Origin of the sequence: Candidatus Magnetaquiglobus chichijimensis, assembly GCF_045865675.1 — a bacterium.
In the GTDB taxonomy this organism is placed as follows: Bacteria; Pseudomonadota; Magnetococcia; order Magnetococcales; family Magnetaquicoccaceae; genus Magnetaquiglobus; species Magnetaquiglobus chichijimensis.
This window is the reverse complement of sequence record NZ_BAAFGK010000002.1, coordinates 332,974-349,153: the sequence shown is the minus strand read 5'-3', so window position 1 is coordinate 349,153 and position 16,180 is coordinate 332,974. Positions and strand designations below refer to the sequence as shown.

Sequence of the window (16,180 nt, the reverse complement as noted above, 5' to 3'; positions counted from 1 at the left end):
CGAAAGAGAAGTTCCCATGCGGGAGCAGACGATTCTGTTGCCGGATCGCCGGAGATGATACAGTCACCCCCCGTACCGTGGAACTTCCGAAGGGAGGTCCACGGTACGGGGGGGGTGAGGGGGGCTCCACCATTATGCAAGTTAGAGGCTGTCTGGGAAATACCAAACAGCCGACGCGGGCCATTCATGGCCTGTCAGATTGTGCAGCAATTTGAAAAGCACGAAGCGATTTTTTCGCTTCGTGCAGGTTGGGTGATTCCGACGGAACCGCCCAACCACCTGTTTGAATCTTTGAGAATTCGCCCTTTCACCATTGGGAGATGGAGATGATCACCCTGGCCATGACCGGCGCCTCCGGGGCGCTGTACGGCGTGCGACTGTTGGAACGGCTGCTGATGGCCGGCAGGCGCGTGGATCTGTTGATCTCGGAGGCGGGACGGGAGCTTCTGCGTCAGGAGTGCGGGCTGGATCTCGCGGACGAAAACGGCGCGGGGGTGGTGGCGCGTCTCGGGGCGTATCTCGCCCACAACACCGGTCACACGCCGCCCCTGGAGGGAGTGCGCCACTTCGGGATGCGGGAGTGGCACGCGCCGATCGCCTCCGGCTCCTCCGGCGCGCGCGCCATGGTGGTTGCTCCCTGCTCCATGGGAACCCTCGCCGCCATCGCCCACGGTCTGTCCGACACCCTCATCGAACGGGCCGCCGACGTGGCCCTCAAAGAGCGCTGGCCGTTGATCCTGGTGACCCGCGAAACCCCGCTCTCGACCATCCACCTGGAAAACATGCTCGCCGCCACCCGCGCCGGCGCGGTGATCCTTCCCGCCTCCCCCGGCTTCTATCACCGCCCGGAACGGATCGAGCAACTGATCGATTTCATCGTCGATCGCATTTTCATGCGCCTCGGCGTGCCGGTCGAATCCCCCTCCCACGGCTGGCCCGTCGATCCGTCGGACCGACGCGAACCTGGCAACAAATCTTAAAGAAGGTTTGACTCCAGACACGGCGGTGTTAAACTGCTACCTTGGTTGCGTACCCAATTATTGCACATGGCAGGCGATCCCCGCCCATCCGGATCAGCCGCCTTTTAGCGTCTGTGAGAGTTGCACCATGAAGAAAGTGGAAGTCCTGGCCCCGGCGGGCAATCTGCCCTCCCTGCGGGCCGCCGTGGACAACGGCGCGGACGCGGTTTATTTCGGGTTTCGCGATGCCACCAATGCCCGCAATTTCGAGGGTTTGAACTTCTCCGAAAGCGAGGCGGAACAGGGCATCGCCCATGCCCGCGCTCACGGCGTCAAGGCCAACGTGGTGCTCAACACCTTTCCCCAGGTCGGCAACCCGGAACCCTGGTACCACGCGGTGGATGTCGCGGCGCGCCTCAAGGCCGATGCCATCATCCTGGCCAATGCCGCCATGCTCAAATACTGCCACGAGCGCCACCCGCAACTGCCGATCCATCTCTCGGTGCAGGCCTCGGCCAGCAACGCCGAGGCGATCCGCTTCTACAAACGGCACTTCAACATCGCCCGCGTCATTCTGCCGCGCGTGCTGACCGCGCCGGAGATCCGCCGCCTGCACGACAAACTCGCGGATGTCGAACTCGAAGTGTTCGCCTTCGGCGGCCTGTGTGTCATGGCCGAGGGGCGCTGTCACCTCTCCTCGTTCGTCACCGGCGTCTCGCCCAACATCGAAGGGGTCTGCTCTCCGGCCCGCGCGGTCCGGTTCGAAAACTCAAACGGCAAACTCCGCACCCGTCTGGGCGGCGCGCTGATCGCCGAATACCAGGAAGGCGAGGATGCCGCCTACCCGACCATCTGCAAGGGACGGTTCGAGGCCAACGATCGGGTGTATCACGTCATGGAGGAGCCGGGCTCCCTCAACATCCTGGAAATCCTGCCCCAGGTGATCGAAGCCGGGGTGGCCTCGCTCAAGATCGAAGGGCGTCAGCGCACCAAATCCTACGTGGCCACGGTCACCAAAACCCTGCGTCAGGCGGTCGATTCCTATTACGACGATCCCGGCGCCTATCGGGTCAAGCCGGCCTGGGTGCGCACCCTCAATGCCACCTCCGAGGGGACCACCCACACCCTGGGCACCTACGAGGGGAGCTGGCAATGATCAAGATCGCCATCGGTCCGGTGCTCTTCGACTGGGGACGCGCGGCCTTGAAAACATTCTATCGCCGCATGGCCCTGGAGTCCCAGGCAGACATCCTCTATCTGGGCGAGGTGGTCTGCTCGAAACGCCAGGGGTTGAGCCTGGAGGATGTGGAAGAGCTGGCACGGGAGATCCAACCGACCGGCAAGGAACTGGTCCTCTCCACCCTCGGTCTGGTGATGAGCGATGCGGAACAGGAGGATCTCCACCGCCTGAAGGATCTGGCCATCGCGTTGGATCTCAAACTCGAAGCCAACGACATGGCCGGCATCGGCGTCGCCGAGGGGCACAAACTGGTCGCCGGTCCCCATGTCAACGTCTACAACCCGCAGACCCTCGATTTTCTCCAGGAGGTCGGGGTCACGCGCATGGTCTTTCCGGTGGAGCTGCCCGAAGCGTCGATTCGCGGCATCGTCTCCGCCCCGCGCGCCAACCCGGTGGAGTTCGAACTCTTCGCCCATGGCAAGCTGCCGTTGACCTTCTCGGCGCGCTGTTACACCGCGCGGGCCTTCAAGCTCTCCAAGACAAACTGTCAATACAAGTGCGGGGACTTCCCAGACGGCATGATCACCCGTACCCAGGAAGGCGAGGGACTTTTGACCATGAACGGCATTCAAACCATGTCGGAAAAGGTACACACCCTGATCGCCGACGTGCCGCGTCTGACACCTCTGGGCATCGATATCGTCCGCATCTCGCCGCAGAGCCGGCACATGCCGGAAATTGTCGCCATCTGGCGCCAGACCCTGGACGGGAATCTGGATCCCGCAGAGGCCCTGACGCGCCTTGCGGGGTACAACGGCGACGAACCGTTCTGCAACGGCTATTTCCACGGTCAGCCGGGCATGGCGTTTCACCGGGCGTGACTTAATCATGACAGGGGCGGAGAACCCCTCCCCCCCACCCGAGGATCTCCCTGACGGGAGTGCCTCGGCCAAACCATTTTCCAAGCGGTCAACCCACCACAAGGAGCAGCAACCATGCAGATCGACAACGCGATTTTGGATCAGATCACCCAGAATATGATGGGTGTGTTCAACAAGGTGGGCGAGACCCGCGAAGAGCTGCGTCGCAAGGCCCACGACATGGTGCGCGAGGGTGTGGAGCATTTCGATCTGGTGACCCGCGAGGAGTTCAACGTGGTCAACGAGATGCTCAGCGAAACGCGCATCCGCGCCGAGGCGTTGGAAAAACGGGTGGTCGAACTCGAGGCCGCCCTGGTCCGTCTGGGCGGTGAACCGACATGAGCCGCGCGGTAAACGGCTCGGGCCTGCATCTGGCCTATCTGGCCGGCGAATGGGTGGAGACCGGCGCATCGCTGGAGGTGGTCAACCCCTACAACGGTGAACGGGTGGCCAGCGTGGCGTTGTGCGGAACCCTGGAGATCGATCGGGCCCTGAACGCGGCGGTCGAGTCCCTGGAGGAGACCCGCCGGCTCGAACCGTGGCAGAGGGCCAAGGCGCTCGCCTTCGTGCGCGACCGCTTGATCGAGCGTCGCGAAGCGTTCGCGCGCATCCTCTCCCAGGAAAATGGCAAAACCCTGTCCGAATCGCGGCTGGAACTCGACCGCGCCGCAGCCACCTTCGACATCGCCGTGGGCGAAGCGACCCGCATCTACGGCGAGGCGTATGATCTGGGGATCAACCCATTGGGCGCCGGACGCCGCGCCCTGGTGCGTCACTACCCGATCGGCGTGGTGGCCGGCGTGGCGCCGTTCAATTTTCCGCTCAACCTGGCCATCCACAAAATCGCTCCGGCCATGGCCGCCGGCTGCCCGATCGTGCTGAAACCGGCCTCCAAAACCCCGGTGACCGCATTGATGCTGGCCGGGATCATCCAGGAGTCCGGATGGCCGCTCAAGGCCTTCTCGGTTCTGCCCTGCGATCGACAGGCCGGTCAGATGCTGGTCGAGGACGATCGCGTCAAGCTGCTCAGTTTCACCGGCTCCCCGGAGGTAGGCTGGAAAATGAAACAGCAGGCCGGACGCAAAAAGGTGGTGCTGGAACTCGGTGGCAACGCCGGTCTGATCGTGGATCGCGACGTGACGGATTGGGATCTGCTGATCAATCGGGCGGTGACCGGGGCCTTCTATCAGTGCGGCCAGGTGTGCATCTCGGTGCAGAGGATCTTCGTGCATCAGGAGGTGATGGGCGAGTTCCGCGCCCGCTTCAAAAAGGCCGCCGAGGCGCTCCGTCCCGGCGATCCGCTCGACGAAGCCACCACCCTGGGTCCGATGATCGACCGTCCCAACCGCGAACGGTTGCAACTCTGGATCCGCGAGGCCATGGAGCAGGGCGCGCAACTGGTGACCGGCAACGAGGTTCCGCCCCTGGGCCAGGGGAACTGTCTGACCGCGACCATCCTCGAAGAGGTCGCGCCCGCTTGTCGGGTGGTGGCCGAGGAGGCATTCGGACCGGTGGTGGTGCTTTCGCCGGTGGAGTCCATGGAAGAGGCCTTCGAGCGGGTGAACGCCTCCCGTTTCGGTCTGCAATGCGGCCTCTTCACGCGGGATTTCACCACCGTGATGCGTGCCTTCGACGCCTTGGAAGTGGGAGGCGTGATCCACGACGACATCCCGTCGTTCCGGGTGGACAGCATGCCCTATGGCGGGGTGAAGGATTCCGGTCTGGGTCGCGAGGGGGTCAAATACGCCATGCGCGACATGCTCGAAGAGCGGGTGCTGGTTTATCGGATGTGAACCCGTCGTTTCACGCCACCTTCTAACGACCCTTCCGCGCTCAAGGATCCTTCCGAACCGTGCTTGCCCGCGTCGATACCATCGCCCTGGACGGCATCCGGGCCATACCCGTCGAAATCGAGGTCGATCTGGGGCGTGGTCTGCCGGTGCTCAACGTCGTGGGGTTGCCGGACGGCGCGGTGCGCGAGTCCAAGGATCGGATCCGCTCCGCCTTGAAAAACTCCGGCGTGCAACTCCCGGCACGTCGGATCACCATCAACCTGGCCCCGGCGGATCTCCCCAAAGAGGGGAGCGCCTATGATCTGCCCATGGCCGTGGGACTGCTCGCCGCCCTGGAGTTGGTGCCGGACGGACAGATGCACGGACGGTTGTTTCTCGGCGAGCTTTCCCTGGATGGACGGATCAAACCCGTCCCCGGTTGCCTGCCTGCGGCGCTTTTGGCCAAGGAGTTGAATCTCAAGGAGTTGATCGTTCCGGCTGGCAACGGTCCCGAGGGGGCTTTGGCCGGCGGGCGGGTGATCGCTCCGGAGACGCTCCTGGATCTGATGCGTCATCTGAGCGGCGAAAAGCCCCTTGAGCCGGTGCCTCCCCTGGATTGGCAGCAGACCCTGGTCGCCCAGGAGAGTCGCGGCATCGGGCGGGTTCGCGATCTGGCGGACATCAAAGGGCAGGAGCATGCCCGGCGTGCCCTGGAGGTGGCCGCCGCCGGTGGCCACAACCTGATCATGAGCGGTCCGCCCGGCTCGGGAAAGACCCTGCTGGCCCGTTGTCTGCCGGGAATCCTGCCCGCGCTCTCCCTGGAGGAGGCTCTGGAGGTGACCGCCATCCACTCGGTGGCCGGACGGCTCGAGGGCAACGCGCCCTTGCTCACCCGTCGTCCTTTTCGCGCGCCGCATCACACCGCCTCCCACGTCGCGTTGATCGGCGGTGGTGGGGTGCCCCGTCCTGGCGAAGTGAGTCTGGCCCATCGCGGGGTCTTGTTTCTGGACGAGATCCCGGAGTTCGGAAGGTATGTTCTGGAGACCCTGCGTGAGCCTCTCGAAGCCGGTGAAGTCGGCATCTCCCGCGCTGCCCGCTCCACCCGTTTCCCGGCCCGTTTTCAGATGGTCGCAGCCTGCAACCCCTGTCCGTGCGGGCATCGGGGCAATCCTTACGTTTCGTGTCGCTGCTCGCCGATGCAGGTGGAGCGTTATGGCGCCCGGCTCTCCGGTCCGTTGCTCGATCGCATCGATCTGCATGTCGAAGTTCCCCCGGTTCCGCCCGAGACCATGGCCGAGTTGCCCAGCGGGGAGTCTTCGGCCATCGTGCGCGAGCGGGTGACCGAGGCGCGTGTCCGGCAGGCGCGTCGCAATGGTGGTGCGGTGCTGAATGCCGAGTTGGATGGCGTCCCCTTGGACCGTTGTGCCACTTTGGATGCGGAGAGTCGCGAGTTGTTGTTGCATGCCAGTCGCAAGATGGGGTTTTCGGCGCGGTCGCACAATCGGATTCTCAAGGTATCGCGCACCATTGCCGATCTGGAGGGGGCCGAAGCGATCCATGCGACCCATCTGGCCGAGGCGATCCAGTTTCGGATGGGGGGGCGGTTTCCGGGAAACCGGTAGCGAGGGAGGTGTGGCCCCACTGTTGCGGGGGACCGGGGGCCGAAGGTCCCCGGCGGAGGTTCGGAGGCAGAGCCTCCGAGGTTTTGACCTTGAGTTCCAGGTTTTGATCTTTACCTCTTAATCTTTATTTTTTATTTATTTGCTTTAACTCTTTGCTTTTGCTTTTGGCGCGCTCTTCAAAAAAGCGTTTTTTCGCGCCTTTTGCGAAAAAACGCTGCGCGCCGCCTTGGCCGCGGGATTGTTTCGCGTCTTTGGCGAAACAATCCCGCGAACATGGCCCGAAAAAACCGGCTGCCAAAGGCAACTTATGTTCTGACATGCGATCGCAATCTGGACACATAAGATCCACGCGCTGCGCATTTTTCGCAAAAAGCGCGAAAAATGTTTATCGTGTAAAGCGTGCAAAAAAAACAAAAAAAGAGCAGAATTAAAAACAGAAAAACAAAACCTCAGGGCTTCGCCCCGAACCCCACCAGGGGCCATTGGCCCCTGGACCCCATCCGTCCAACATCCCCTGTTCCCCTCACCCCACCGACCGCGCAGGCCGACGCCATTGATGCTCCAACCACCTCAACCGCTTCAGAATCTCCACCCACCGCCGCATCACCCGAATCCGCCGCAACAACGCATCCCCATGCGCCAATCCGGGATCCCCCACCACCCCCCCCTCCTCCATCACCACACGCTCCAACACCGTATGCATCCGCCCCGCCAGCCGGTCCCGACGCGCGGTCATCTTCATCACATCCCATAACGCCCCAAATCGGACCATCATCTCCCCATCCCCGGCCAACAACGCGCCAGGATCGATCTCCTCAACTGTCACCTGCCCGGACTCAACCCGCCAACTCCCCTCGGCTCCAAGAGCGTCATACCCGGATTCGGAATCCCAACGCACGCGCGTCCCATCGACACACACCCGTTGATGCCGCCCCTCGGCATCCCAGGTATCCAACTCACCCGCCGTGCTCGACCAGGATCCCGAACCATCCGCACGCCGCACCCAAATCGACTCGTCCGGATCCTGAATGGTGAAAATCCCCGGCTCCCAAACCTCGACAAATCCATTATCGCGAGCCAGAATAATCTCATCGGACGCCCCCTTCCCCGAACCAACCAAGGAACCACCCTCCCAATCCCGAGAAAACACCCCCTCGGAAAAGGAAAACAACACACCATCCACACGCCATTGACCACCCTGAGGATCCCATCCACCCCGCGCACCATCCGGAAGGGACCACCCGAACAAGCCACACCCATCCCGCCAGACCACCCGCCCCGCCGCATCACGATGCCACGCGGCCCCATCCGCCTTCCAAACACCCCAGGCACCCGCCCCGCCGATCCAACCGCCGCTCCCATCCTCGTGCAACCAACTGGTGCATCCGGGCTCCTCCCAGATCAACCGGTCGTCCACGCCCAAGACGAGTCGATGGCCATCCGGGGTCGCATGACTGAACCCCGTCTCGGGATCCCACCGCATCCTCTGGCCATCCGCCCCCTCCCACGCCCAACCACGACCGGATGGATAACGCCAGAGATCCCCATCGGCTTCGGTCAGACAGACGGAACCATCCGCGAAGAATTCGACAACCGAGCCATCCTCGCACAAGAACCGCCCTATCCGACACTCCCCCGGCGCATGCTCCTCCCCGTCCGCAGTGATGAAAACACGCCCCCCGAACGAACTCCAACTCTCCACCGCACCGTCGGCATGCTGGATCTGGCCGGAACCATCCGCGCGCCACAACCCCTTGGATCCCGACAAGGACGCCCATTGACCATTACCCGCCGCATCCGCGCGCGCGGTTCCGGAATGGGGGTCCTTCATCTCGAAGGCGCCATCCGCGCGTCCCGACCACCGCCGTTCTCCCCATGTCAACCACCAACTCCCGTCCGCGCGCCAACTGGCCACCACCCCGCGCCCGTCACGCCAGCCGCCCCCCCCCTGAACATCCCAATGACCATGACCGCCCATCAGGGCGGCAAACGCGCCGGAGCCGTCCGGGTTCCAGACAAAGGATGCGGTTGGGATGATGGACGGATCGTCGGAATGGGTCATGGGAGGAGCAAACGATCCAAGAAGATGGATACGGCAGAAGAGAATGGGGAGACCGGCCAACGGCGCTGCACGAATGCGCCATCCTTACCGGCACATGGCCGGTCATAGGAAGACCGGCCAACGGTGCTGCACGAATGCGCCATCCTTACCGGCACATGGCCGGTCAATCGTAATTCAACTCCATGACCTTGGTAGTCAGGCCATCCTGATCCTGAATGGTCTTGGCCATGCGTTCGGCGGCATCACGGGAACGGAAGTTGAAACGCACCGAATAGAGCCGCTTGCCCTTGCGTTCGTAAAGATGCACATAGGGATCGCCCCGACCATGATCGGCCAAGGTCCGTTTCAACTGGTCGGCGCCATCCACCTTGGCAAACGAGCCGGTCTGCACCACATAGACCCGCCCCACGGAGCGAAACGACTTTTCGGTCGCCACCCCGGAGATCTTTGGCAAAGGATGATCCGCCGGCTTGGGCTTGACCGGAACCGGCTTGGCCACGACGGGCTTGGGCTTGCTCTCCTCCGGCTTCTCCTCGGACTTGTCGGAGTTGCCAGGCGATTCACCTCTTTCGGGAAGCGGGGCGCTGGTCACCTTGGCCACCGGGGCCGGTGGAGGAGGAACCGGAGGTGGCGGCTTGCGTCCCAGATCACGCGCCTTGAGGATCGGCACGCCTCCCTCCTCCGCGCCCGACTCCAACGCCACGGCATGCGCCGCCGGAGCCGGCGACGACGCCGGACTCGGAACATGCGCCGCAGCCGGAACCGAACGGGTCAGGAAGGGATCATAGACCTGCCCGGTACGGGGATTGCGCAACGGGACCGGCGTGGGCGGGGACACGACACCACCTTTTTTGGGATCGGGCGGCGACTTCTCGGCACTTTCGACGACCGGAGAGGGCACACCCTCGGCGACCGGATCCGCAGGCGCGGTCGAGGTGATCACCCTGGCGGTCTGATAGCGCTTGCGAAACGCCTCGGGATCGACGGGAGGGGTAGGTCGTGACGGCTGATGCTCGGCGGTGAGCTTGTCGATCGCCTCGACCATCGCCTCCATGCGCTCCAGGGCCTGGGGCGAGGGGGGAGTCTCGGGCCGGACCGGCATGTTCGGCTCCCAGTAACGCTTCTTGACGATGTTGCCCTTGTCATCCCCCTTGTCATCGGCGGGCCTGCCCTCCCTGGTGGAGGGAGACTTGTCGCTTTTCTCCACCGGCTTGCCGGTTTTGTTGTCCGCCTTGTCCGATTTGGCGCTCTTGTCCGCGGGTTTGTCGCTCTTGCCCGAGGTGGAAGTCTCTGGTTCGATGATCTTGACGTAGGAGGTGCTCTCTCCCGGGCCTCCTTTCTTGACCACCACGGCCTCCCCCTCGTCGGGTGCGGAGCCGAACCAGCCGGCCACCTGCCCCACCCCCGCCAGGAGCATCACCACCCCACCGGCCACGGCGGCCAACCGCTGCCTCTGGGTCCAGCCCACGAACGAACCGGGTTGCATGGGACGCCCCATGGTCATGGCAAGCCGCACCATGGCCCGATCGACCGCCTTGGCGTTGCGCTGCCGGATCAGGGGAAGCAGGCGTTTCAACAGCAGTTCGATCTTGAGGGGGATCCCCTGGGAGTGACCGTAGATCTCCATCCAGGCAAACACGGAGAGCTTGACCGGGCTTTCCACCAACCGGTCGAGCTGAAAACGCAAGAAGTCCCATACCTCACGCCGGGTCAGGGGGGGCACCTCGCAACTCCCCACCAGTTGACTCGACAGGTTGATGTCCGCCTCGGCGTCGAGCAGTCCGCGCAGCTCGGGACGCCCGACCAGCACCAGTTGCACGGGTCGGATCTCCTCGGAGACGAACCGGACCAGCATGTCCAGCCAGGTCATGGCGCCCGGCGTCAGGGCATGGGCATCATCGACCACCAACACCAGCTTGCGCCCCATGGCCACCCGCTCTTCCAGGGCGTCCAGGAGATCCTGCATGCTCATGGCGGGCAGGAGAACCCGTCCACCCTCCTCCCACGACTCGGGGACCAGGGCGTCGTCCTCGACGGGAATCAGCGCCCCGCTCTCATCCCTGGCCAGGGTGGTGGCGGCGATCAGTTGACGCAGGAATTCGGCATCCTTGAGGTCTGCGGATTGGATGACCGCCAGATCGCGATTGTCCGGGATCATGCCGGGCAGGCGTTTGACGAGCGCGCTCTTGCCGCTCCCTTCGGGACCGGTGACAAGGATCAACCCCTCGGCGCGCAGCAAAGCGGAACGCAGGGTGCGCCAGATCGGGGCATGACTGGGGGCCTGGAAAAATTGCGGACGACGATTCGTCCGCCTGGGATCGGCGGAGCGCGTGGAGGGGGAAACCGCTGGTCTGACCGCTTCCATGACTGTTTGGGATGCCGATCGTTTGCCTGGTTGTAAGGATCAACAGGCGAACATCCTATCACAAACTTTCACGGTCAAGACAGGACGATTGACGCAAGACAGACCAAAAAATCCAATTTTCCCCCAGGCGCGTCTCGCCAGACTCGTCCAAAGGGGTGGGCGGGGAAGGTTTGCGCCCTCCCTCCCGGAACAACGACTCAGGCCGCGGCGAGGGCGTCGGCCTTGCGGAATTGCACCTCGATCAGGCCGGAAAGCTCATCGATGGCCATGCCGATCGGGGAGCCGGTGACATCGGCACGTTCCTGCAACTCCTGGAAAAAGCCGCGCACGAATCGCATGCGCCGTGCCGGGATGTGGGTGAGATCCTCCTCCCAACGACCCAGAAGCGAAATCCATCCCTGAACCGACAGGATACCCGGCGGGGTATTGAGCATCTTGGCATCCCGCACCAGGGCGTGACGCAACGATTCGATCAGGGGACGGGCGCAATCCAGACGCTCCTTTTCCAGGTCGCGCTCCAGTTGCATGAGCGTGATCATGATCTCGGCTTGGGTCACGTTGCCACGGCTGTTCATGGGTCATCCTTCCATTGCTTGGAAAACGATCAACGACGCTTCTCCGCGCTCCGCTCCTCGGGGATCACCGAGACCCGTGCAGGGTCCAGGCCATGATCCGCGGCGCGGGCGTAAATCTTGAATGAAGCATTGGCGTTCAGACGCGAAGCCGGGGTCGGGGTCGGAGCCGCCACGCTCGGGGCCACGAAGGTCCAGGCTTCGGGTTCGGATTCGAGAGAGGCCATGGCCGCCTCTTCCTGACCGAAACGGGAACCGGCACCCCCTTCCATGCGACCACTCAGGGCGGCCAGATCACCGGCGGAACCGGTCATGCGGGAGACCGGAGCTTCCGCGACGACTTCGGGTTCCTTGATGCTTTCGTTTTCCGGCAGGTATCCCCGGAAAGACGCCCCATCATCCCCGACACGCCCACGTTGGGCACTTCCGACGCTCGTCACGCGCACCGCTTCCGGGCTCCGGGTCAGCGTGCGAATGGTGGATAACAAGGCATCGCTCATGGTTGAACTCTTTTATTGCGGATCTCGTGATAGTCTGATCGTGTCCCGGATGGTTTCGTTCCCGTCGTGACGGCTTTTCGACCGTTCCAGGCACGCGTTATTGAAGATTGAGCAACATTGATGCCAATCCAGGTTTGACACCCCGGGGATATTTTCACCGAAAATCCCAAGCCTCATGCGTTTGAGTGCTCCCGAAACGGAAATCGATGTGCTAGAATGGCTGTTCGGACGTAAGGATACATCTCGGAACCGGGCCGTTCCCATCACAACCTGCGCGGATAAAGAGTTACGCTCATGTACGACAAAGACGGAAAAATCTGGCTGGACGGACAACTCGTGGAGTGGCGCGAGGCCAAGGTCCACGTTCTGACCCATACCCTGCACTACGGACTCGGCGTCTTCGAAGGCATCCGCTGCTACAAGACCGATACGGGCCCCGCAGTATTCCGCCTCAAGGAACATGTCGAGCGTCTGTTCGGATCCGCCCACGTCCTGGGCATGACCATGCCCTTCTCCCAAGACGAAATCGCCGGCGCCTGTCTGGCGGTGCTCAAGGCCAACAGCCTGCAATCCGGCTACATCCGCCCCCTGGCCTTCTACGGCGCGGAGAGCATGGGACTCAATCCGGCCAGGTGCCATGTGCATGCCACCGTGGCCGCCTGGGAGTGGGGCGCCTACCTGGGCGAAGAAGGAATGGAAAACGGCATCCGCGTCAAAACCTCCTCCTACACCCGTCACCATCCCAACATCACCATGACCCGCGCCAAAGGGGTCGGCAACTACCCCAACTCGATCCTGGCCAAGTCCGAGGCGATCGCCTGCGGCTACGAGGAGGCCTTGCTGCTGGATCCCGAAGGGTTCGTGTCCGAAGGATCGGGGGAAAACATCTTCATCCTGCAAAAAGGTCGGCTGATCACCCCGCCGCTCGATTCGGCCCTGGATGGCATCACCCGTGACACGGTGATCACCATCGCCGCCGAGATGAAACTGCCGGTAATCGAGCAACGTTTTCCGCGTGACGCGGTCATTCTTGCCGAGGAGGCCTTCTTCACCGGCACCGCCGCCGAAATCACCCCGATCCGCGAACTCGACAACCGCAAAATCGGCATCGGACGCGCCGGACCGGTCACCAAGGAGATCCAGAAACGGTTCTTCGACGTGGTGCATGGCCGCCATCCCGACCATCTCGGCTGGCTGACCCATGTGAACCAGCCTGTTTGAACGCGGGGCCTGGATGGCCCGCCAGATCGCAAAGAAATGGGTTCAAACACGGTTCGAGACGTTCGAACCGTGTGCATCTGGTGATTCCATGAACGGCCTCACCAAACAACTTCAACAAGAGCGACGCGCATGGCTGAACTGCAATACATTTACTCCATGTACCGCATGACCAAGGCGGTCCCCCCGAATCGGGTCATCCTACAGGATATCTCGTTATCCTTCCTGCCCGGAGCCAAGATCGGCGTATTGGGACTCAACGGCGCGGGCAAGTCGTCGTTGTTGCGCATCATGGCCGGCATCGACACCGAATTCACCGGCGAGGCCAAGGCCGCGCCCGGCATTCGCGCCGGATTCCTCCCGCAGGAACCGCAACTCAACCCCTCCAAGGACGTGCGTGGCAACGTCGAAGAGGGCGTCCAGCAGATCAAGGATCTGTTGCAACGGTTCAACGAGGTCTCCGAAAAATTCGGCGACCCGGACGCGGATATGGACGCCTTGATCCAGGAACAGGGCGCCTTGCAAGAGCAGATCGACCACATCGACGGCTGGGATCTGGACCGCAAACTCGACATCGCCGCCGATGCGTTGCGTCTGCCGCCGTGGGATGCGGATGTCTCCATGCTGTCGGGTGGCGAAAAACGCCGCGTGGCGTTGTGTCGGTTGCTGCTTTCCGCCCCGGACATGCTGCTTCTCGACGAACCCACCAACCATCTGGATGCCGAATCGGTGGCCTGGCTGGAGCGATTTCTGCAAAACTATGCAGGCACCGTCGTGGCCGTGACCCACGACCGTTATTTCCTCGACAACGCCGCCGGCTGGATTCTGGAGTTGGATCGTGGTCGCGGCATCCCCTGGAAGGGCAACTACACCTCCTGGCTGGAACAGAAGGATGCCCGCCTGATTCAGGAAAAACGCGAGGATGAAGCGTTGCACAAACGGTTGCAGGTCGAATTGGAGTGGATCCGCTCCTCGCCGCGCGCCCGTCAGACCAAGAGCAAGGCGCGTGTGAGCGCGTATGAGGAGTTGGCATCGCGCACCCGCGAAATGCGCCGCGAAACCAACACGCTGTTCATCCCCTCGGGTCCGCGTTTGGGCGGCAACGTCATCGAGGTCGAGGGATTGAGCAAGGGGTTCGGCGGACGTCTCTTGATGGAGGATCTCTCCTTCATCCTGCCGCGTGGGGCCATTCTCGGGGTGATCGGTGGCAACGGTTCAGGCAAGACCACCTTCCTGCGCATGTTGACCGGCACCGAGCAGCCCGATTCCGGCAGCATCAAGCTGGGCGAGACGGTCAAGCTGGCCTATGTGGATCAAAGCCGCGGCACGCTGGAGCCGGACAAAACCTTGTGGGAGGCGGTGAGCGGCGGGTTGGACATGTTGGATCTGGGTGGCCGGGAGATCAACTCGCGCACCTATGTGTCGTGGTTCAACTTCAAGGGGCAGGATCAGCAGAAGAAGGTCAAGGTTCTCTCCGGCGGCGAGCGCAACCGGGCCCATCTGGCGTTGGTGCTCAAGCAGAACGGCAACCTGTTGCTGCTCGACGAACCGACCAACGATCTGGACGTGGAGACCTTGCAGGCGCTGGAGGATGCGATCACCGACTTCGCCGGCAGCGCGGTGGTGGTCTCCCACGACCGGTGGTTTCTGGACCGCATCGCCACCCACATTCTGGCGTTCGAGGGTGATTCACGGGTGGTGTTCATCGAGGGGAACTATCAGGAGTACGAGGCGGACCGCAAGCGGCGTTTGGGCCCGGAGGCAGACCGTCCGCATCGCGTTCACTACAAGAAACTGGTGCATTGAGGACGCGGGAGGGCCAACCGAACCTGGCGGCGCGGCGCCAAAGGTTTCCCACTGTTGCGGGAGACGGGGGGCCGCAAGGCCCCCGGCAGAGGTCCGGAGGCAGAGACCCCGAGGGTTTGGTTGTGACCTTTCTTTGTTCTCAAATCTTTATGCTGATCCTGCTCTGATCGGTATCCTTTGCCTTGCGCGGGCTCTTCCCAAAAACGATTTTTCGCACCGCGAAAAATCGCCGCGCGCCGTCTCCGTGCCCCCACCGGTATCCGTCAGGACAGCGGTGGGAGCACATTTGTCCGTTGACTTCTGGAACCAGGCAAGTGCGGTTTTGACCTTGGGATGACCTCGCAAACTTGGCCGAACAGGTGATCGGCATTGGCCAAGCGCTCGAAATCCACCAGCAACTCGGCATCTTGCCAGTGACGGTCCGCGGCATCGCGATAATCCGGATCCATTCCCAACGCCCCCGAATCACACGTTCAGATTACACAAACCAGGCACCTACAAACAGAAAACCCGGAAAGACCAAGCTTCCGGGTATCCTGGGATGGCAAAACGCCCATCTGGAATGCGTCAAACAGCAGACGACCTCCAATCTGTCACCGCACCAGAAAGCGCGCTCACGGCTCCTTCTTGGCCGGCTCCGCCGGTTTGGGCGGCTCGGGACGCTTGGCCTCGGCAGGCTTCGGCGGCTCGACCTTGACCGGCTCGGCGGGCTTGGCCGGCTGGGGCGGCTTGGCGGTCTCCTCCTTCGGCATCGGCGGGGGCGGCACAGGCTTGCCACCACTCGCCTCGCTCGCACCACCCTCCGGCTTCTTCGGCGCGCTCTTGGCCGGAACCGGCGGACCGGATTCCGCCTCGGAATCCTTCTTCTCCACCTCCTTGACCTTGGCCGGCACAGCATCCTTGGCCGGGGTCGAGGTCGCCGGCGCGCTGTCCATCACCGAACGCTCGTTTCCTGGACGGGTCGAATAAAAAGCCAGCGTCAGACTGGTGATCATGAACACCGTCGCCAAACCGGCGGTCAATTTGCTCAGAAAATCCCCGGAACCACGCGCGCCGAACAGACTCTGCGAACTGCCACCAAAGGCCGCGCCCATGTCCGCGCCACTCCCCTTCTGCAGCAACACCACAAACACCAAGGCCATGCAGACCAGGATATGCAACACCGTCACAATCAGTGTCATCGTAAGACCCTTCTATGGAATAA

General features: G+C 62.8%; 14 protein-coding genes. 8 read left to right on the top strand and 6 right to left on the bottom strand.

Annotated elements, in window-relative coordinates; translation table 11 throughout:
• Window positions 1-326: 326 nt before the first annotated feature.
• The 6 genes from ACOY6C_RS03490 to ACOY6C_RS03465 all read left to right on the top strand — a co-directional run bounded on the left by ACOY6C_RS03490 (window position 327) and on the right by ACOY6C_RS03465 (window position 6,453).
• The gene (locus ACOY6C_RS03490) at window positions 327-980 is read left to right on the top strand and encodes a UbiX family flavin prenyltransferase (RefSeq protein WP_420904086.1); all 654 of its coding nucleotides are present in this window, start codon (window positions 327-329) and stop codon (window positions 978-980) included.
• A gap of 136 nt (window positions 981-1,116) precedes the next feature.
• Window positions 1,117-2,115 (top strand): ubiquinone anaerobic biosynthesis protein UbiU, encoded by a 999-nt coding sequence (gene ubiU / locus ACOY6C_RS03485; protein WP_420904257.1) that lies wholly within the window; start codon window positions 1,117-1,119, stop codon window positions 2,113-2,115.
• Window positions 2,112-3,020: a ubiquinone anaerobic biosynthesis protein UbiV gene (gene ubiV / locus ACOY6C_RS03480; protein ID WP_420904085.1), complete on the top strand. Its 909-nt coding sequence runs from the start codon at window positions 2,112-2,114 to the stop codon at window positions 3,018-3,020. The genes ubiU and ubiV overlap by 4 nt, the downstream gene beginning before the upstream one ends.
• Before the next feature lie 114 nt (window positions 3,021-3,134).
• Window positions 3,135-3,401, top strand: a complete 267-nt coding sequence (locus tag ACOY6C_RS03475) for an accessory factor UbiK family protein (RefSeq protein WP_420904084.1) — start codon at window positions 3,135-3,137, stop codon at window positions 3,399-3,401.
• Complete coding sequence (locus tag ACOY6C_RS03470) at window positions 3,398-4,852, top strand: aldehyde dehydrogenase family protein (RefSeq protein WP_420904083.1); 1,455 nt, start codon at window positions 3,398-3,400, stop codon at window positions 4,850-4,852. The genes ACOY6C_RS03475 and ACOY6C_RS03470 overlap by 4 nt, the downstream gene beginning before the upstream one ends.
• A gap of 59 nt (window positions 4,853-4,911) precedes the next feature.
• Window positions 4,912-6,453: a YifB family Mg chelatase-like AAA ATPase gene (locus ACOY6C_RS03465; RefSeq protein ID WP_420904082.1), complete on the top strand. Its 1,542-nt coding sequence runs from the start codon at window positions 4,912-4,914 to the stop codon at window positions 6,451-6,453.
• 124 nt (window positions 6,454-6,577) lie between these two features.
• Here the strand turns inward: ACOY6C_RS03465 and ACOY6C_RS03460 are convergent, their stop codons facing one another.
• The 5 genes from ACOY6C_RS03460 to ACOY6C_RS03440 all read right to left on the bottom strand — a co-directional run bounded on the left by ACOY6C_RS03460 (window position 6,578) and on the right by ACOY6C_RS03440 (window position 11,952).
• Window positions 6,578-6,772 carry a hypothetical protein gene (locus ACOY6C_RS03460; RefSeq protein WP_420904081.1) on the bottom strand — a complete coding sequence of 65 codons (195 nt, stop codon included), beginning with the start codon at window positions 6,770-6,772 and terminating at the stop codon, window positions 6,578-6,580.
• 204 nt (window positions 6,773-6,976) lie between these two features.
• Complete coding sequence (locus ACOY6C_RS03455; RefSeq protein ID WP_420904080.1) at window positions 6,977-8,515, bottom strand: hypothetical protein; 1,539 nt, start codon at window positions 8,513-8,515, stop codon at window positions 6,977-6,979.
• Between the two features lie 163 nt (window positions 8,516-8,678).
• Window positions 8,679-10,880, bottom strand: coding sequence for an AAA family ATPase (locus ACOY6C_RS03450; RefSeq protein WP_420904079.1), 2,202 nt, complete (start codon window positions 10,878-10,880; stop codon window positions 8,679-8,681).
• A 197-nt stretch (window positions 10,881-11,077) separates the two neighbouring features.
• On the bottom strand, window positions 11,078-11,455 hold the full coding sequence (locus ACOY6C_RS03445; protein WP_420904078.1) for a hypothetical protein: 378 nt from the start codon (window positions 11,453-11,455) through the stop codon (window positions 11,078-11,080).
• Window positions 11,456-11,484: 29 nt separating this feature from the next.
• Complete coding sequence (locus ACOY6C_RS03440) at window positions 11,485-11,952, bottom strand: hypothetical protein (RefSeq protein WP_420904077.1); 468 nt, start codon at window positions 11,950-11,952, stop codon at window positions 11,485-11,487.
• A 294-nt stretch (window positions 11,953-12,246) separates the two neighbouring features.
• On the opposite strand from ACOY6C_RS03440, the gene ACOY6C_RS03435 reads away from it, so the two are divergent.
• Window positions 12,247-13,173 (top strand): branched-chain amino acid transaminase, encoded by a 927-nt coding sequence (locus ACOY6C_RS03435; RefSeq protein WP_420904076.1) that lies wholly within the window; start codon window positions 12,247-12,249, stop codon window positions 13,171-13,173.
• Between the two features lie 129 nt (window positions 13,174-13,302).
• Window positions 13,303-14,976 carry an energy-dependent translational throttle protein EttA gene (gene ettA, locus ACOY6C_RS03430; RefSeq protein WP_420904075.1) on the top strand — a complete coding sequence of 558 codons (1,674 nt, stop codon included), beginning with the start codon at window positions 13,303-13,305 and terminating at the stop codon, window positions 14,974-14,976.
• 614 nt (window positions 14,977-15,590) lie between these two features.
• Here ettA and secG read toward each other — a convergent pair.
• On the bottom strand, window positions 15,591-16,157 hold the full coding sequence (gene secG / locus ACOY6C_RS03425; RefSeq protein WP_420904074.1) for a preprotein translocase subunit SecG: 567 nt from the start codon (window positions 16,155-16,157) through the stop codon (window positions 15,591-15,593).
• Window positions 16,158-16,180: the final 23 nt, after the last annotated feature.